The organism is Streptomyces sp. 2323.1 (genome assembly GCF_900221035.1).
In the GTDB taxonomy this organism is placed as follows: Bacteria; Actinomycetota; Actinomycetes; order Streptomycetales; family Streptomycetaceae; genus Streptomyces; species Streptomyces sioyaensis.
Window position 1 is genome coordinate 1146091 of sequence record NZ_LT907981.1, and the last position, 18394, is coordinate 1164484.

Consider the following 18394-nt stretch of genomic DNA (forward strand, 5'->3'; position numbering starts at 1 on the left):
GCCACCGCACAGGTGGCGGGCCCGGGCCTTTTTTCCTTTGCGGCCGCCCGTCAGAACCAGTTGACGGTGAGCGGGAAGGAAGCGGTGGCCGTGGCGCCGGCCGCGTCGGTGACCGTCGCCGTGACCGGGAAGGTGCCGGTCTGCCAGGGTCTGCCGCCGATCCGGCCGCCGCCCGCGTCGGCGGACAGGCCGAACGGCAGACCGGTGACACGGTAGGTGAGCGGGGTCCTGCCGCCGGTGGCGGTGAGCTTGACGGTGCACTCCTGGGCGAAGCGGCAGGTCTGCGGGCCGGGGGTGGCGAGTTCGAGGCCGCCGCCGGGCGGTTCGGTACCGCCGGTGTCGAAGACCCCGGTGACGGGGGCGGCGGTGGCCGCATTGCCCGCGTGCCCGGTGCCGTACATGTCCTCGAAGGTCCGCAGCAGGTTGTAGTGGTTGTAGTCGCCGCTGACGCTGCCGCGTTTGACGTGGGCGCCGTGGAAGATGGTCGCGATCCGGTTGGAACCGAAGTAGTTGTCCTCGTCCCAGGTCACCATCAGCAGGCTGTTGTGGTCCTCGGCCCACCGGGCGTATCCGGCGAGGTTGTTCTTCAGCCAGGCGTCGCCGCTGCCGACGGCGCAGTCGTGCATGTCGTTGCACCTGTCCGGGATGACGAACGAGAGGGTCGGCAGCGTGCCGAAGTCGTCCCGGGGGAACTGCGCGAAGGTCCGGCCGGTGTCCAGGGGCACGTTCCGGAAGGCGAACCAGGGGTTGTGCCGTTGCGCATACCGGCCGTCGGAGCAGGTGGTGGAGCCCTGGGCGGGCAGGCCCTCGTTGTAGCTCGCGAAGGTCTTGCCGGCCGCGATCAGCTCCTGGGCGAGGTTGGGCGCGGTCATCGACTGGGCGGAGTAGCAGCCGTCACTGGTGATGCCCTGGGTGGCGCCGGAGAAGAGGTTGAAGTAGTTCGGCTGGCTGGGGTGGGTCAGCGCCTTCATTGCGGTGAGGTCGGCGCCGCTCTGGGCGAGTTCGTTGAGGTAGGGCGCGTCGCGGTTGCCGATGATCTCGCCGTACTGCTTGTTCTCGAAGACGACGACCACGACGTGGTCGTAGGACGGCAGCGCGGACCGGCCGGTGTGGGCGTCCGCCGTGGTGGCGACGGCGATCAGGCCGAGCGCACCGAGCGCCGCGGCGATCGCCCGGCGTCTGCGGCTCACTGTTCGTCTCATCAGCTCTCACTCCTCTGGGGGAAGCCGGCAGGTGGGGGGTGTCAGTTCTCGCGGCGGGCGGCGGCCGTGACGGCGATCCGCAGCAGGCGCGGTACGGGCAGGTCGCAGCGGCGAAAGGCGTCGATGACGGCAGTGCGGACGGCCGCGCGCCGGTCCGGGGGCAACAGCAGCAGGACGCTGTGCCCCGGGCGGGTGCCCGGCCAGCAGGCGGACCGGGCACCGGCCCGCAGGGCTTCGCGGACCGCGGAGGCCAGGCCGGTGGCCACGGCCGCAGCACCGGTGTCCTCCGTATCGCCGCCGGTGCCCATGCGGGCCGTCAGGAGCAGCAGACAGGGAGCGGGGCCGCCGTCCGGGGCGGGCAGCGGCCGGCGGGCGCTGCCGTCGGCCGCCAGGAGCTGACCGGTCCGGCCGAAGAGCACCGCGCGGCGCAGCCCGTGGTCGCCGGGTACGGCGGCGCCGAGGAGTTCGGCCAGCTGCGCGCGGGGCAGCGGGCGGGCCCCCCGCGCGGCGTGCACGTCCGCGAGGGCCAGCGCGACCGCGCACTCCAGCGGTTCGGCGACGGGCAGCCCCACGGCATCGGGCAGGGTGGCGTTCACGTGCAGGTCGGCGCCGCCCCGGCCGAAGCCGGCGGCGGCGAGCGCCCGCAGCACGGCGTAGGGGCGGGCCGCCCAGCCGGGGGCCCGGGCGGCCGGTCCGGTCAGGGGCAGCTCGGCGGACTCGGCCGGGTGGTTGAGCGAGCCGCAGCGGAGCAGGCCGTCGGCGCGCGGGGAGACGGCCGCGGCGACATACCAGTTGGCCGCCGCGACCCAGTCGGTCCGCGGGCCCGTCTCGGTGAGCGGCACGGCGGGCTCGACGGCGGAGGCGGCGAGCCGGAAGGCGTACGGGGCCCGCCACACCGCGCCGGGCGGCCGCCGGTACGTGGTCGCGAAGCCGTGCGCGAGCAGCCGCAGCAGCGGGTCCGCCGTCGCGCGCCGGGCCAGGTCCACCGCGCTCACCCCAGTGCTTTGCGGGCCAGCAGCCGGTAGGCGTTGCCGCCGTCGGTGGCCCGAGCCGCGACGGTGCCCAGGACGTCCAGGGCGAAGGCGGCGGCGTAGCAGGGAACGGCCATGGCCTGGACAGCACTTCGGGCGGCGCGGCGGCCCGGGGTGTCGGTGACGCCGGCCCAGGGGGCGCGCGGGTCGGGGGCGAGCCGGTTCGCGAGGAGGGCGACGGCCGCGAGGAAGTCGCCGTTGCCCTGGTGCGCCGCGCCGTGCTGCTCGGCGAGGACGGTGAAGCCCCGGGCGGTCAGGGCCTGTTTGAGGTTGCCGACCGGCATCAGGTGCTGGTGCTGGGGCTGGAACCAGGGCAGCCAGTAGGGGCCGAGCAGTCGCCCCGTACGGGACTCGGGGTCGGGGAGCTCGATCAGCAGATGGCCGCCGGGGGCCAGGACCTTGACGGCCGCGTCGAGTTCGGCGAAGGGGTCCCGGGTGTGTTCGAGGTAGTGGTGCATGCTCACCGTGTCGTAGCGGCCGGCGAGCCGGTCGGCCAGGTCGGGGAACTGGCCCTGGTAGCCGGTGGTGATCCAGCCCCGGCGGGCGGCCTCGTGCACCCCCTCGCCCATGTCCAGGCCGTCGAATCGGGTGTCGGGCCATACGGTGCGCGCCGCGTTGCAGAAGTGCCCGGCGGCGGTGCCGACGTCGAGCCAGGCCCTGGGGGTGGTGAAGGGCCGCAGCAGTGCGGCACGGTCGCGGTAGGTGCCGCTCATCCGGCCCAGGACCAGGGCGGCGCCCTCGCCGCCGAGGCCCTCGTAGAAGTCGCGGTAGTAGAAGTCCAGTCCGTCCGGGGTGAGGCGGGGGTTCTGGAAGACGTGGCCGCAGCGGCGGCACTCCTCCAGGGTGAAGCGGCCGGGCTTGCCCTGGAGCAGGTCGGGCATTCGGACCCGCACGGTGAGGTCCGGTGCCGCGCACCAGGGGCAGTCGGTGCGGCGGGGTTCGAAGAACCGCTCGGTGCCGGCGACGAGTTCGTTGAGGTAGGCGGCCCGGCGCGCCGCGGTGCCGGCCGGTTCGGGCGGATTCGCGGAGGGCGTCCGCAGGGTCCGCAGCGCGGTGGTCAGGGAGCGCAGCGGACGGACCGCGGTGGCGCGGGCCAGCCCCGCGGGGCGCGGTCCGCGGGCCGGGGCCAGTACGGCGGCGGGCTGCAGCCAGTACAGGGCGGCCGCGGCCAGGCCCCAACGCGGCGCCGAGACACAGCACTTCACCAGCAGGGCGAGCCCGGCGAGCTGGGCTGCGGACAGCAGGCCCGGCGGCAGGCCGCGGGCGCGCAGCTCCTCGGCGCGCCAGCCTGGGTCGGGGGGCGGCGCCGTCACGCCGGGTGCGAGGGCCCAGCCGGTGGCCTCGGGGGCGTACTCCTTGAGGGTGCGCACGAGGCGGATCAGGTCGGCCGCCGAGCGCGGCGGCTCCGCGTCGTCGAGCCCGGCCCGCCCGAGGACCGCGTCGGCCACCAGCAGCGCATGGCCCGCGCCGTGGCCCGGAGCGCAGCGGTCGGTGCGGTGGGCGGCGGGGTCGAGCAGCCGGAGCAGCCCGAGGGTGCTCTCGGCGTCCAGCTGTGCCGGGACGAGGTCCAGGACCTGGAGTCCTTCGCGTACGGCGTGGGCGACCGCGGCGCGCAGGGTGGCCTCGTCGGCCGTGACACCGGGCGCGGTGATCAGCTGCCAGCCCAGCAGCGGCGGGGGGTCGTGCGGGGCGAGGTCGAGCACGGGCAGCGCGGCGAGCCGGCGGCGGGCGCGTACGGTGCCCGCGCCCAGGGCCGTGACGGCGGCGGCCGCCACCCATCGCGTGCGTCGTCCCGAACGGTGCGCTGGCGTCATCTGGCTCACGGTCCCTTCTCGGTCACGGTCGGGGCGGTGCCGGGGGCGGGCGGGTGCAGGCGCGGCCCGGGCGGCAGTTTCTCCAGGCGGTCGGCCGCGGCGGGGGCGCCGCCCGCCTCGGCGAAGGACGCCTGGATGCGGCGGGCCGCGCGGCGGTGGGCCGGGTCGTCCAGGACGGCGGACAGCGCCCGGTGCAGTTCTTCCGCGCGGGCCCGGCCGAAGCGCACCCGTACGCCCGCGCCGGCCTCGGTCACCTGGCGGGCGACGATCGGCTGGTCGTCGCGGACCGGCGCCACGACCAGCGGCAGCCCGTGGGCGAGCGCCTCGCACACGGTGTTGTGGCCGCCGTGGCACAGCACCGCGTCCAGGTGCGGCAGCAGCTTCAGCTGGGGGACGTACTCCTGGTGCACCACGTGGTGCGGGAGGGTCCCGATGAGGTCGCCGGGGGCGGCGAGGATCAGCTGGGCCCGGTCGGCGAGGACGTCCGCGGCACGCAGGACCGCGGGGTAGAAGCGGGCGCCCGCCTCGCGGTTGAGGGTGCCCAGGGAGACCAGGACCCGGGGCCGGGCGGGATCCAGCCGGCGCCAGGGGAAGTCGCCGGCCGGCGGGCGGGCGCCGAAGGCGGGGCCGACGAAGGCGTAGTGGGGCGGGTATCCGCTCGCGCCGTGGTCGCCCGGGCCGGCGGATGGCGCGTCCTGGTCCGTCCCGCCGGGGCCGATGAGTTCGGGGGTGGAGAAGACCAGGACGAGGTGCGGGGAGAAGCGCGGGTCCCAGCCGGCGGGTGCGCCGCAGTCGGCGAGCAGCGCCGCGATGCTCTGCGCGACCCACTCCCCCACCTTCGGGACCCCGGCGAACGGCCGGGTGAACTCCGCCGAGGTGGTCGCCGAGGTCACCCAGGGCAGTCCGTGCCGGCGCGCCACCAGGGCCCCGGCGAGGGCCTGTTGGTCGGCCACCAGCACATCGGGCCGGAAGGCGGCGACGGCGCTGTGCACCCCGGGCAGCATCGCCCGGGCGAGCGGGATGAGTACCTCCGCCCACAGGAACCGCAGCGCCGCCACGCCCCGCAGATCGCGCCAGCGCGCATGCAGCACGTCATGCCCCTCGGCCGCGCTCCGGTCCCCCGCCGCATACAGCAGGGCGCCCGCAGGGAGCAGCGGATCCAGGGCGACGGCGGGGCCGGCCCAGGCGACTTGGTGGCCGCGGGCGGTGAGTTCGGCGGCGACGGCGACGGTGGGGTTGACATGCCCGGCCAGCGGCGGGACGACGAAGAGCACTCTCATCCGGCCACCGCCCCGGCCCGGGCGCCGAGCCGGGTCAGCACCGCGGCGCACAGCCCTTGGGTGGCCTCGTTGAGCACGGTGTGCCCGACGCCGGGCAGCACACACAGCTCGCAGTCCGGCGCGCTGCGCGCCAACTCGTATGCCCCGGGCAGAAGTTCGGAGTGCGCGCCGTAGACGGCGAGGACCGGGCAGCGCAGCCGGGCGAAGTCGCGGGCGGTGAAGGCGGTCACCGAGGCGAGGTCCTCGATCAGGGTGGTGTGGTTGAGCAGGGCGTCGGCCCCGGCCGCCAGCCGGGCCTCCTTGCGCCGCCCGAGCGCGGCGAGCTGTTCGGGCAGCCCGCTGTGTTCGAGGCCGAGGGCCGCGACGGAGAGGGTGTCGGTCATGTCCTCGACCCAGTCGCCGGTCAGCTGGGCGTCGATCAGCACCAGCGAGGCGACCAGGTCGGGCCGGCGGAGCGCGGTGTGCAGGGCCAGTACACCGCCGTAGCTGTTGCCGACCAGATGGACCGGGCGGCGGTCGAGCCCGAGGGCGGCGAGCAGGGCGGTGAGGTCGGCCACCGCGGTGTCCCGGTCGTAGCCGCCGGCCGGCCGCTCGCTGCGGCCGTGGCCGCGCTGGTCGTAGAGGAGCACCGGGTGGCCGGCGCGGGAGACGGGGCCGGCGAGGGTGCAGTAGAAGCTCGACAGGTTGTCCATCACCAGCCCGTGGAGGAAGACCACGGTGGGGCCGTCGCCGCGGCCCGGCAGCCGCTGGGTGTGCAGGCGCAGCCCGTTTGCGGGGGTGTGGGCCATGGCGCGCTCAGCTCGCGCAGGCCCGGCCGGCGGTGGTGACCCGGTCGACGTGCGCGGCGAGTTCACCGACCGACATGGCCAGGATCTGGTCGATGTCCTTCTCGGCGAGGAAGCCGAGAAAGTCCACCGACGGGCCGTAGCGCTCCTGGAGCAGCTCGGCCAGGGCAACGAACTCGATGCTCTCCAGGGCGAGATCGTCGTTGAAGGTGGTGGCGGGGCCGATCTCCCCGACGACGAGGAGTTCGTCGCCGACGACGCTCACCAGCATGTCGGTGATCTCGTCCACGATCGTCCGGGTGCGCTCGGTGCGGGGCTCAGCTGTCATGGATGGCCTCCGGGAGTGTGGGGGTGTCGGTGCCCGTACGGACCCCGGGCGGCGGCCCGGTCCAGGCGACGACGTGGCGTGCGGACGGGTCGTGGACAGAGTCGAGGTGGACGAGGTGGCGGCGGCCGTCCGGGCCGGTCACCCACAGGGCGCCGCCCGGTGCCGGGGTCACGGCCCACGCCTGCGGCCGGCCGCCGCGGCCGCTGCCGGCCGCCTTCGCCGCGGCCTCCTTCGCGCACCACAGGGCGGTGAGCCAGTGGGCGCGGCCGCCGGCCGCGTCGCGGGCGTGCAGGCCGTCCGCCAGGCGGCGTTCGGCCGGGGTGAGGGCGATCCGTTCGAGGGCGCCCGGATCGTCCGTGACGGTCTCGATGTCGATCCCGACGGGGCCCGACCGGTGGGCGAGGGCGACGGCGATCCGGTCCCTGTGGGCGAGCGAGAGATGGATGCCGCGGGTGAGCGGGCCGTCGGGGCGGGGGCGGCCGTGGTCGTCGTTGACGACGGCGACCTCGGCCGGGAAGACCGGCCCGGCCCCCTCGTCCCACAGCAGTTCACGGACCGCGTCCTTGGCCGCGATCCGGCCCAGCAGCCAGGCCGTGCGGGCGTGCGGCGCGCACCGTTCGTAGCGTGCGCGTTCGGCCGCGCCCAGATAGCGGCGCATGACCAGCTCCTGCGAGGCCGGGTCCGACCAGCGGCGGCGGGCCAGACACCAGCCGCCCGGCCGGGGTTCGCCGATGCCGCACACCTCCGGGGTGAACTTCATCGGCCACACCCGCTCGTCGGCCCCGAAGCGCCGGTACGTCCACCCCTCCAGCCGCGCCCATACGGCGCCGTCGGCGCGGCACAGCTCCACGTCGCCACGCACCGTGCCGGGGCGTACCGCACGGATCCGGGCGGTGGCCGCCAGCAGCGCACCCTCGCGGGGCGGGGGCCCGTAGAGCCGTACCCGGTCCAGGGTCGCGGGGAAGACCAGCCGGTCGCCGGAGAGCTTCAGCTGCATCCAGTGGCCGAGGAGTTGGCCCGCGGCGTCCAGGAGGGCGCCGGGCGCGGGCAGGGCGCGCAGGGTGCCGCGGATGCCGTCGGCGGCGAGCGTGCTGACCTCGTGGACGCCGGCGAACGCCGGGCCGTGGAACATCCACCGGTCCCGGTAGAGCGCCGCAGCACTCACCGGCGCCGGCCCGCCGGAGGTCAGGGGCGAGCTGTCAGGGGGCGGTGGCGCCGGGTGGCGCCCCGCGAGGTGCACGGTGACGGAGGCGTAGTCGCCGAGGCCGACCCGTATCCGGCCGTCCCCGGCGGGGGTGGTGGTGACGGTCAGGGCGACGGGCGGGGCGACGGGCAGCCAGCGCAGGGCCCGTACGTCGGAGTAGCCGGTGACGGTCTGCCCCGGGGCCACCTGCCGGGCCTCCTCCGCCGCCAGTTCGAGCAGGGTGGTCATCGGGACGACGGGGAAGCGGTCGGCGGGCTCGGGCCAGTCGTCGGGCTGGAGGTAGACGCAGTGGTCGCGGACGTAGGGGAGGGTTTCGAGGGAGAGGTGGCGGAGGGTGGGGGGCGGGGCTGGGTGGGCAGGCGCGGCGTGGGCGTCGGGCGGTGCTGCGGCGGGGGCGGCGGCCGGTACGGCGGCGGCGGCCGGTACGGCGGCAGCGGGGGCGGCTGCGGGGGCCGGGGCGACGTGGGGGGAAGCGTGGGCCGCGGCCGCGGCGGCGACGGTCCGGCTGGCGGCGCGGGTCTCGGCGAGGAGCGCGTCGAGGGCCTGCCGGACGGGTTCGGCGACGGGCGGACGTGCGTGCGACAGCGCTCCCCCGCCCCCTCCCCCTCCTCCCCCTTCGGGGGAGGGGGCGGGGGGTGGGTTCGGGGGTGGGGGTGGGCCCGCAGGCGCGAAAATCCCCGTCCTCGGCACCGTCTCGCCCAGCCGGACCAGCGGTGAGCCGAGGTCCAGCCGGACCGGCGGGCCGGATGCCGCCGGGACGGTGGCGGACGCCGCGGGCAGGACGGGGCCGGACACCGCGGACGGCACGGTGGCGGACGCCGCGGGCGGGACGGTACCGGGCATCGCGGACAGGACCGTGGCGGACGCCGCAGACGGCATGGCGGTAGGCGCCGCAGACGGCACAGTGCCGAGCGCCCCGGCACCCGCGACACCCCCCATCCGATCCCACCGCAGGTTCACCCCCTCCGCCCACAGAGCCGCTGCCAGCCGCCGCAGCGCTCCCGTTCCACCGTCGCCAACGCCCGCCGCCGCGACGGCGAGATGCTCCCGTCCGTGGAGCGTGTCGGCCACAAACCCCGTGAGGCTGCCGGCGCCGACCTGGACGAAGGCGCGTACGCCCGTCTCGTACAGGCGCCTGGTCAGCTCCTGGAAGCGGACCGGCTCCAGCAGGTGGCGCAGCACCAGCCGGCGTACCGCGGGCGGGTCTTCGGGAAACGTGGCGACCGTGGTGGCCGACCACACGGGGAGCTGCGGGTCCCGTTGCGGCAGGGCGTCGAACGCGGCGCCCACCTGGTCCAGGTAGGGCGCCCACATCGGCGTGTGGAAGCCGGAGCGGAAGGGCATCTCCTGGGCGTGTACGCCCTGCTCCGCGAGTCTGCGCACCGCCTCGGCCAGTTGCCCGGGGTCCCCGCAGATCACCGACTGGTGCGGGCAGTTGTCATGGCTGACCGCGACCCGGTCCAGCCCCGCCAGCGCCTCGGCCGCCTGTGCGGCGCCGCAGCCCAGGGCCGCATAGACCAGGTCGGGTACGGCGAGCGAGGTCGGTCTCAGCGAGCCGAGGAAGGCGTCCACGGCCTGCGGCGGATACATGCCGGCGACCACCATCGCGGTCCATTCGCCGAGGCTTTGGCCCGCCAGCAGATCGGGGGCGATGCCCAGTTCGCGCAGTGCGCGGGCGAGCAGCCGTCCGGTGGTGAGGGTGTCGACGGCCCGCTCGACCAGTCCCGCGCCGCCGGTGACCCGGGGCCGGGGCAGGGCCAGCAGGTCGGCGATCTCGTCCACCGGAGGCGGCAATTCGGCCTCCAGCCCCGGGAAGAGGAACGCGAGCCGGGCTCCCGGCTCCGCGGCGTACGGACCGAAGAAGGGGGCCGGGGTGAACCACACCTCGCCGCGGCCGCGCCAGGGCAGGCCGCGCGCGAGGATCTTGGCGGCCAGGGCGCGGCGCTGCGGGGTGGGGTCGGGCAGCGCGAGCCGGCAGGGGCGGTGGTGCGCGGGGACGCCGGTGTCCGCGTCCGCGCCCCGGTCCCCCGCCTTCCGCAATTCCTCGGCCAGTTCGCCGGGGGTGTCCGCGGTGAGCCAGTAGGTGCGCTCCGGCTCCGTCGTCCGCAACCGGGAGTTCCGGCGCACGGGCGGTGCATCGGGGCGGTGTCGCCCTGGTGCTCCCGATGCTCCCGGTGCTTCCTCCAGGACGGCGTGGGCGTTGATCCCGCCGAAGCCGAAGGCGTTGACGCCCGCCCGCAGTGGCGCCGGTCCGGCGTCCCAGGGTTCGGCCGCGGTGACCGGCCGCATACGGGTGCGTGCCAGGTCCTCGTGCGGCTCGTCGAGGTGCAGGGTCGGCGGCAGGGTGCGGTGGTGGACGGCGAGGGCGGCCTTGATGAGTCCGGCGATGCCGGCGGCCTGCATGGTGTGGCCGAGCATCGACTTCACCGAGCCCAGGCCGACCGGCGCCAGGCCCGCCCCGGGCGGCCCGAACACCCTCGCCAGGGTGGCCAGTTCGGTGCGGTCGCCCACCGGGGTACCGGTGCCGTGCGCCTCCAGCAGCCCGAGCGCTCCGGGGGCCGCCGGGTCGAGGCCCGCACCGTGCCAGGCCTGCGTCAGCGCCTGGACCTGGCCCTCGACCTCGGGGCTCATCAGGCTCGCGGTACGCCCGTCCCCCGCCACTCCCACCCCGCGGATCACCGCGTACACCCGGTCCCCGTCGCGCTCGGCGTCGGCCAGCCGCTTGAGCAGGACGACACCGGTGCCTTCGGACAGCAGGGTCCCGTCGGCCCGGCGGTCGAAGGGGCGGATGTGCTGGGTGGGGCTGAGCGCGCGCAGCTGGGTGAAGACGCTCCACAGGGTGGCGATATGGCAGTGGTGTACGGCTCCGGCGACCATGAGGTCGCAGCGGCCGGCGGCCAGCAGATCGACGGCCTGTGCCACGGCCAGCAGGGAGGAGGCGCAGGCCGCGTCGAGGGTGTAGGCGGGACCGCGGAAGTCCAGCCGGTTGGCGGTCCGGGCGGCGGTGAAGCTGGGGACCAGGCCGATGGAGGCCTCCGGCGCCTCGGGCCCCAGGCTGGCTTGGAAGGCCTCCCGGACGGCCGCGATCTTCTCCTCCCCCAGTTCCGGGGCGAGTTCGTGCAGGGTGGCGGCGAGCTGGTGGGCCGTACGGACGCGCTGGTCGAGGCGGGCGGTGGCCACGCCCATGTAGCCGCCGCGGCCGAGGATGACGCCGATACGGGAGCGGTCGGCGGGCAGCCGCTCCTGGCCGCCCGCGTCGGCGATGGCGTCGGCGATCACCCGCAGGGCGAGCAGCTGATCGGGCTCGGCTCCCGGGACCGCGGCGGGCATGATGCCGAAGCGGGTGGGGTCGATGACGGCCAGCTCGTCCAGGAAGCCGCCCCGCCGGCAGTAGAAGCGGTCGCTGCGGGCGGGGCCCTCGGCGCCGTGCGGGTCGTAGTAGACCTCCGGGTCCCAGCGGCCGGGCGGCACGTCGGTGATGCAGTCCGTACCGGCCACCACGTTGCGCCAGTAGGCGGCGAGGTCGCCGGCGCCGGGGAAGAGCGCCCCCATGCCGACGATCGCGGCGTCCGTGGGCCGGGGCCCGGAGGGACGGAACGGGGCCTCACTCATCGTCCGCCGCCCGGCCGTTGGCCTCCGCCGCCAGCACGACCTGGGCCGCGGTGCCCCGGGCCAGTTCGTCCAGGAGGGCGGCGGCCGCGGCGTCGGGATCCAGGAGCGCGACACCGCGGCGGGCGTAGGCGCGCTCCAGTTCCTCGGTGACCATGCCGCCGCCGGTGGCGGCCCAGGGGCCCCAGTCGACGGCGAGGACGCGGCCGGGCATCCGGGCCGACCAGGCCCCGGCGAGGGTGTCCAGGGCGTCGTTGGCGGCGGCGTAGTCGGCCTGGCCGCGGTTGCCGAAGACCCCGGCGACGCTGCCGAACAGGACGACGAAGCCGGTGTCCTCGCCGGCGGCCGACAGCAGATGGCGGGCGCCGTCGACCTTGGTGGCGAAGACCCGGGCGAACGAGGCCGGGTCCTTGTCCCGCAGCAGCTTGTCCTCCAGGGTGCCCGCACCGTGCACGATCCCGTCGAGGCGGCCGTGCCGGTCCCGGATGTCGTCCACCACGGCGCGTACGGCGCTCTCGTCGGTGACATCGGCGGCGTGGTAGCGGACGGAGGCGGCGAGCGGTTCCAGGGCGGCGAGGGTGCCGGCGATCTCGCGCCGGGCCAGCACCCGGCCGGCCGCCGCCTCGATCTCGGCGGGCCGGCGCAGGCCCTGGGCGATCAGCGCGGCGCGCAGCGCGATGCGGTCGTGGGCGTGCGCGAGTGCCGGGTCCTCGGGGGTGTCCCCCAGGGGTGTGCGGCCCAGGAGTTCGACGTGGCAGCCATGGGCGCGGGCCAGGGCGAGGGCCGTACGGGCGGTGATCCCGCGGGCTCCGCCGGTCAGCAGCACCACGGAGCCGGGGCCGAGCGGTGGCCGGCCGGTGGCGGTGCCGTCGTGGGGCAGCGGTGCGGGGACGGTGCGCAGGGTGGTACGGGCGCCCCGGGCGTGGCCGACGACGACCGGCTCGCCGGGGGCGCAGAGTTCGGCGAGGAGGCGGGCGGCGATCCGTTCGGGGCGGTCCTTGGGGTCGATGTCCACGGCGCGGATCAGGGCGTCGGGGTATTCGAGGGCGGCCGTCCGGGCGAAGCCGCGCAGGCCGGCGCCGGGCAGCGGATCGGGGGCGTCGCCGGCGGTGTCCTGGCCGAAGGTGCCGCCGGCCGCGGTGGCCAGCAGCAGCCACCGGCTCCCGCCGGTCAGGGCGCCGCGCAGTGCGGCGTACTGTCCGGGCAGGACGGCTGCGTGGCCCGCCCGCAGCGCGCTGAGGTCCACCACTCCGGCCACCCCGTCACCGGTGAGACCGGCCAGCCGCTCAGCGGGGACGGTGCGCACCCGTGCGCCATGGCTCTCCAGGAGGGCGGTGAGGGCCAGCGCCACTCCCTGGCCGTCCTCGACCACCGCGAAGTCGACCCCGGCCACCACCTCGGCGGGCGGCCGGCCGGCAGGCGGGCCGAGAGGGACGGCCCGGACCAGGGAACGGGTCGGGGGCAACGGGGCCGGGCCGCCGCCGGGTTCGTCCGGTCCGGCGGGGCCCACGGTGGTGTGCGGGGCGGGAATGGGGACCACCGCCGGTGCGGGCCCGGCCGGCTCCGGGGCCGGTGCGGGCTCGGCGCGCGCGGCGGCGATCCAGTCGACGATGCCGCTGATGGTCTTGACCCGGGCGAGCTGTTCCACCGCCGATTCCGTGGCCCCGCCGGCGTCCTGCGGCAGTCCGATCCGGTCGGCCAGCGCGCCGATGATCTCCACCCGCTTGATGGAGTCCACCGAGAGGTCGGCCTCCAGGTCGAGCCCGGCGTCGAGCATCTCGCGCGGATAGCCGGTCCGGGTGTGGATGATCTCCCGTACGGCGTCGAGGAGTTCGTCGGGGCTCAGCGGCTCGGCCTCGGCGGAGGCCGGCGCGGGTGGGTCGGCGGCCCCGGCGGGTTCCGGCGCCGGCAGGGCGGCCACGGCGTACGACGGAACGGCGCGCTCCGCCTCGGACACCGGCCCGGAAGCCGCACCCTCCCCCAAGTAGCGCATTACGACGTCCCGTTGGGCGGCGACCAGCTCCCGCGTGGTCCGCAGATACTCCAGTACCGCATCCTGCCGGACGAGGCCGCCGACCGCGGCGCTCCCTTCGTGGGTCGCGGCCGCGGTGTCCCCGGGGGTGTCCACCCGCCGTGCCGGGCGCAGCCCGCCCGGCAGACAGGCGCCGTCGGCGGTGCGCACCAAGTGCCCGTCCACCAGCCATCCCGGGCGGCGCGGTGCGGTGTCCGGCAGGATCTGCGTCCGCCCGTGGAACAGCGCCTCCGGGTCGAGGGGGACCCCGGCCGCGGCGAGCCGGGCCAGGACGTGCGGCAGCCGGGCGAGCGCGGACTCGCCCGGTACGTCCAGCGGCACGGCGGTGTGCGGGCGTTCCCCCAGGATCTGCCCGACGAGCCCGGTGAGGACCCGGCCGGGGCCGGCCTCCACGAAGGTGCGCACCCCGGCGGCGTACATGTCCTCGATCTGGTCCACGAAGCGCACCGGCGCGGCGACCTGGCCCGCCAGGGTGCTCCGCAGCGCGGCCGGGGCGCCGTCGTAGGGACGGGCGGTGGCGCCGGACCAGACCGGGAAGGCGGGCGCGGACACCGCGGTGGCGTCCAGTTCGGCGGCGAGCGCCTCTCGGGCGGCGGCGAGCTGCGGGCTGTGGAACGCGCAGGCGACCGGCAGCCGCCGGGCGTCGACACCGGCCGTGTGCAGGGCCGCCACGGCGCGGTCCACGGCGTCCGTCGGCCCCGAGAGCACGCTCTGGGCAGGGGCGTTGTGGTTGGCGACGACGACGCCGGTGCCCCCGGTCAGCTCTGCCACCCGGTCGGGCGCGGCCGCCACGGCAGCCATCGCCCCGGGGTCGTCCCCGGCGGCCGTGAGGATCGCGTCGGCGCGGCGGGCGCTGAGCCGGAGCAGCGCCTCGGTGTCGAAGGCGCCCGCGGCCCACAGGGCGGTCAGCTCGCCGTAGGAGTGCCCCGCGGCGCAGTCGGGGCGCACCCCGAGGGTGGTGAGCAGCCGGTGTGCGGCGGCGGAGGCGAGGCCGAGCGCCGGCTGGGCGACGCGGGTGTCGGTGAGGGCGGCCTGCTGGGCGCTCCGCTGTCCGGCGGTGAAGGCGGCGGGCGGGAACATGGCCGCGGTCCACCGCGGGTCGGCACCGTCCAGGAGGGCGCGCAGCGCGGGAAAGGCGGTGAACAACTCCGCCAGCATGCCGGTGCGCTGGCTGCCCTGGCCGGGGAAGAGGAAGGACACCAGGCCGGGGTCGGCGTCCCGGGTGCGCAGGTACACCCCGTCGGCGGCGGTGAGCCCGCGGGCCGCCGTCAGTTTGCCGGCGAGGTCGTCGAGGTCCTCGGCCACCACACAGATCTGTACCGGCCCCGGCGCCGCGGCGGTCTCGGCGGCCAGGTCGCGCAGCGGCCACGGCCGTCCGGCGGCGTCGTTGTCGGCCAGCCGCGCGGCGAGCCGCTCCACGGCCCGTACGGCGGCGGCACGGTCGGCCCCGCGGAAGCAGAAGAGTTCGGCGGGCCAGTCCTCCAGGGCGTGCGCGGGCTCGGGGGCACCGCCGTAACCGGCCAGCACGGCGTGGTAGTTGGTGCCGCCGAAGCCGAAGGCGCTCACCCCGGCGATGCGCCGCTCCACGGGGACCGGCCAGGGGCGGGCGCTGACGGTGTCGAAGCGGAACGGGCCGGTGGCCGCGGCGTCGTCCGCGGCCGGGCGGGTCAGATGCAGGGTGGGCGGCCGCACGCCCGTGTGCACGGCGCGCGCGGCCTTGATGAGCCCGGCCAGGCCGGCCGCGCATTTGGTGTGCCCGATCTGCGACTTGACCGAACCCAGCGAGCAGCTGCCCGGCGCCGCGCCCGCGGCGTCGAACAGCTCGGTGAGGACGGCGAGTTCGGTGCTGTCGCCGACGACGGTGCCGGTGCCGTGGGCTTCGAGCAGGCCCACCTGTGCGGGGCTGATCCCGGCGCGCCGGTAGGCACGTTCCAGGGCGCGCCGCTGCCCCTCGGGCCGTGGGGCGGTGAGGCCCAGGGAGCGTCCGTCGCTGGAGGTGCCGACCGCCTTGACGACCGCGTAGATCCGGTCGCCGTCCCGTTCGGCGTCCGCGAGGCGCCGCAGCACCAGGCAGCCGACGCCCTCGCCCAGCGCGATCCCGTCGGCCGCGGCGTCGAACGGGCGGCAGCGGCCGGTGGGCGACAGGGCGCGGACGGACGCGAACATCAGGTAGTCGTTGATGCCGTTGTGCACATCGGCGCCGCCGCACAGGACCATGTCGCTGTCGTGGTCGCGCAGTTGCCGGCAGGCCAGGTCGAGCGCGGCGAGCGAGGAGGCGCAGGCGGCGTCCACGGTGCAGTTGGCGCCGCCCAGGTCGAGGCGGCCGGCGATCCGCCCGGCGATGACGTTGGCGAGCACGCCGGGGAAGGAGTCCTCGGTCAGCCGGGGCAGTGCGGCGTCGAGGGCGGGCGGCAGCGCTCCGAGGTAGGCCGGGTGCAGCGCGCGCAGCCCGTAGGCACCGGCGAGTTCGGTGCCCGCTTCCGCGCCGAAGACGACGCCGGTGCGGGCGCGGTCGAAGTCCCGCTCGGCGTATCCGGCGTCCGCCAGGGCCTTGGCCGCCGCGTCGAGGGCGAGCAGCTGCACCGGTTCGATGCCGGCGAGGGAGGCCGGGGGGATGCCGTGGGCGAGGGCGTCGAAGGGGACCGGCGGCAGGAAACCGCCCCAGCGCGAGGGGGTGCGCTCGCCCGCCCGTGCGGGGTCCGGGTCGTGGTAGGTCGCGGCGTCCCAGCGCTCGGCGGGCACCTCGGTGACGGCGTCGACGCCGTGGACGACATGGGACCAGTAGCGGGCGGTGTCGGCCGCGCCCGGGAAGCAGCAGGCCATGCCGACGATGGCGATGTCCAGCGGGTCCGCCTCCGGGTCCGGGCGTCGGGCGGGCGGCCGGAACTCCTCCGCTCGTGCGCCGAGCAGAGCGGTGGCCCCGTCGGTCACCTCGCGGTGCAGCGCGGCGAGGGTGGTGGTGGCGCTGCGGGTGGTGGCGGCCTGGCCCAGCATGTACAGGCCCTCGCGGCGCTGTTCCGGCTCCCCCACCGGCGCCGGGCGCCCGCCGTCGGTGTGCCGCAGGCCCTTGCTCGCGAGGCGCAGCCGTCCGAGGTTGCGCCGCTCCAGCTCCTCCCAGCGGGCCCGCGGGTCCGTGCCGTCCGCGGCCAGCCGCCGTTCGGCCGCCGCGAACTCGTCGGCGTAGGCGGTCTCGGCGCAGCGGGTGGCATGGCCCGGTGCGGTCCGCAGCAGTACGGTCCGGTCGCAGGCCAGCGCGGTCTGCTGGAAGCCCGGGAGGACGGCGCCGGTGGCCACGGCCTCCTCGGTGAAGAGGTAGGCGGTGCCCATCAGGACCCCGAGGGTGGCGCCGTGCTCGGCGAGCGGGGCGGCGGCGGCCATGGCCATGGCGGCCGACCGGGCGTCGTGGATGCCGCCGGCGAAGAGCACGTCCAGCTCGTCCGCCGTCCCGCCGTGTGCTCGTACGTGTGCCAGCAGGCCCTCGATCTGCTCCTCCCACAGCGGGAAGCTGGCCCGGGGGCCGATGTGGCCCCCGCACTCCTGGCCTTCGAAGACGAATCGGCGGGCGCCCTCCGCGAGGTAGCGCTCCAGCAGACCGGGCGAGGGGACATGGAGGTAGGTCCGGGTGCCGGCTGCTTCGAGGGGCGCGGCCTGGGCGGGCCGGCCGCCGGCGATCAGGGCGTAATCGGGGGCGAACTCGGCCACGGCGGCGAGCTGTTCGGTCCGGAGCGCGGGCGGCGCGAAGCCGAGCAGGCCGACGCCCCAGGGCTTGGCGCCCAGCCGTTCGGCGGTCTCGGCCAGCAGCCGGCGCACCTGCTCGCCGTCCATGACGGCCAGGGCGAGGAAGGGCAGCCCGCCCTCGGCGGCCACGGCGGCGGCGAAGGCTGCCTCGTCACTGACCCGGGTCATCGGCCCCTGGGCCACGGGGAGATGACGGGCCCCGGGGCGGCGGGCCAGCGGGCGGGTACGGGCCGCCGCCGCGAGGTGGCCGGTGACGGCGGCGCGTACGGCCTGTACGACGCCTGCGGTGGTGCGGTGGCGTGCGGCGAGCCGGGCGGCGAACGCACCGTCCTGGCCGATGGGAAGCAGCTGGGTGGACAGATCGCGGGCGCCGAGGAGACCGGTGAGATCTGCCGGGCCGAGGTCGTGGGCGGCGGCCGCCCCGCCGCCGGTGGCGAGGCCCGGCAGCGCGAAGCCCGGGCGCAGGAGGACCCGGTGGCCCGCAACGACCGTGGTCTCGCTGCCGTCCATGGCCCGGATCGCGGCCGCGACCGCCCGGGGCAGCCGGGCCGCGCCCTCGGTGGTGAGCGCGAGCTGGGAGTCGAGCAGCACACCGGCGGCCCCGCCGGCGACGGCCGCGGCGGCGGTGTGCGGACCGATGCCCCCGGCGGCGAGGACGGGCACGGTCACGGCCGGGTCGGCGAGTATCCGCTGGAGCAGGACACAGGTGGTGAGTTCGCCCACCCGGCCGCCCGACTCATGGCCGCGGGCGACGAGCGCACCGGCGCCGGCGGCACAGGCCGCCGCGGCCTCCTCGGGGGTGGTGACCTCGGCCCATACGCGGCGGCGGCCGCCGTCGGCCCAGTCCTGCGGGGTGGGTAACGAGGGCAGGGCGGGGGCACCGTGCGGCACGGCCGCGGCGTACGCCCGTGGATCGGCGAGCAGCACGGTGTCGACCTCAACGGGCAGGTCGGCGGGGGTGCAGGGGCACCCCACCGGTATCCGCACGCCGTACGGCAGCCGCCCGGCCCGGGCCAGCGCCGCACGCGCCGTACCGGCGTCCCGGCCGAGGTCCAGCAGGCCGAGCGCGCCCGCGCGGGCGGCCGCCACGACGATCCGCTCGTCCGGCTCCTCGAACGGCGAGAGCACGACGACGAGATCGCGGTCGGGGGCCTCCGGACGCGGGGGCCCGGCGGGGGCGGGGCCGGTCCGTACGGCTCCCGCGGCCCGGCCGCCGGGCGCGTCACCGTCACGTGCGGGGGCGTCCGTACGCGCGCCGACGGACGAAGAAGCGGGGGCGGAAGATCTGGGGAGAGGGGTGCCGGGGAACGGGGGCGGGGGGACCACGGGCGCTCCTTCTGCCGGAGGGGGGCGAACACGCTGACCACTGCC

At 76.7% G+C, this 18394-nt stretch carries 8 protein-coding genes; all 8 read right to left on the minus strand.

Annotation, left to right across the window (positions count from 1 at the left end; all coding sequences use genetic code 11):
* Window positions 1-50: 50 nt before the first annotated feature.
* Genes CPH93_RS04365 through CPH93_RS04400 form a run of 8 tightly spaced genes read right to left on the minus strand, consistent with a single transcriptional unit; the run spans window position 51 to window position 18349 of the window.
* Complete coding sequence (locus tag CPH93_RS04365; protein WP_096212004.1) at window positions 51-1202, minus strand: alkaline phosphatase family protein; 1152 nt, start codon at window positions 1200-1202, stop codon at window positions 51-53.
* A 41-nt stretch (window positions 1203-1243) separates the two neighbouring features.
* Entirely contained in the window at window positions 1244-2197 is a 954-nt protein-coding gene (locus CPH93_RS04370; protein ID WP_231977178.1) for a galactokinase, read from the minus strand.
* A complete protein-coding gene (locus CPH93_RS04375) occupies window positions 2194-4047 on the minus strand; it encodes a class I SAM-dependent methyltransferase (protein WP_231977179.1) in 1854 nt (617 codons plus the stop codon). The genes CPH93_RS04370 and CPH93_RS04375 overlap by 4 nt, the downstream gene beginning before the upstream one ends.
* 5 nt (window positions 4048-4052) lie before the next feature.
* Window positions 4053-5327 carry a glycosyltransferase gene (locus tag CPH93_RS04380; RefSeq protein ID WP_443031431.1) on the minus strand — a complete coding sequence of 425 codons (1275 nt, stop codon included), beginning with the start codon at window positions 5325-5327 and terminating at the stop codon, window positions 4053-4055.
* Window positions 5324-6115 (minus strand): alpha/beta fold hydrolase, encoded by a 792-nt coding sequence (locus CPH93_RS04385; protein ID WP_096212008.1) that lies wholly within the window; start codon window positions 6113-6115, stop codon window positions 5324-5326. The genes CPH93_RS04380 and CPH93_RS04385 overlap by 4 nt, the downstream gene beginning before the upstream one ends.
* 7 nt (window positions 6116-6122) lie before the next feature.
* On the minus strand, window positions 6123-6440 hold the full coding sequence (locus CPH93_RS04390) for a phosphopantetheine-binding protein (protein WP_093486928.1): 318 nt from the start codon (window positions 6438-6440) through the stop codon (window positions 6123-6125).
* The gene (locus tag CPH93_RS04395) at window positions 6430-11256 is read right to left on the minus strand and encodes a type I polyketide synthase (protein WP_096212009.1); all 4827 of its coding nucleotides are present in this window, start codon (window positions 11254-11256) and stop codon (window positions 6430-6432) included. The genes CPH93_RS04390 and CPH93_RS04395 overlap by 11 nt, the downstream gene beginning before the upstream one ends.
* Complete coding sequence (locus CPH93_RS04400; RefSeq protein ID WP_096212010.1) at window positions 11249-18349, minus strand: type I polyketide synthase; 7101 nt, start codon at window positions 18347-18349, stop codon at window positions 11249-11251. The genes CPH93_RS04395 and CPH93_RS04400 overlap by 8 nt, the downstream gene beginning before the upstream one ends.
* Window positions 18350-18394: the final 45 nt, after the last annotated feature.

Coding starts and splice junctions, on each gene's coding strand:
- CPH93_RS04365 (WP_096212004.1), bottom strand. CDS start 1,202: ATGAGACGAACAGTGAGCCGCAGACGCCGGGCGATCGCCGCGGCGCTC.
- CPH93_RS04375 (WP_231977179.1), bottom strand. CDS start 4,047: ATGACGCCAGCGCACCGTTCGGGACGACGCACGCGATGGGTGGCGGCC.
- CPH93_RS04380 (WP_443031431.1), bottom strand. CDS start 5,327: ATGAGAGTGCTCTTCGTCGTCCCGCCGCTGGCCGGGCATGTCAACCCC.
- CPH93_RS04385 (WP_096212008.1), bottom strand. CDS start 6,115: ATGGCCCACACCCCCGCAAACGGGCTGCGCCTGCACACCCAGCGGCTG.
- CPH93_RS04390 (WP_093486928.1), bottom strand. CDS start 6,440: ATGACAGCTGAGCCCCGCACCGAGCGCACCCGGACGATCGTGGACGAG.
- CPH93_RS04395 (WP_096212009.1), bottom strand. CDS start 11,256: ATGAGTGAGGCCCCGTTCCGTCCCTCCGGGCCCCGGCCCACGGACGCC.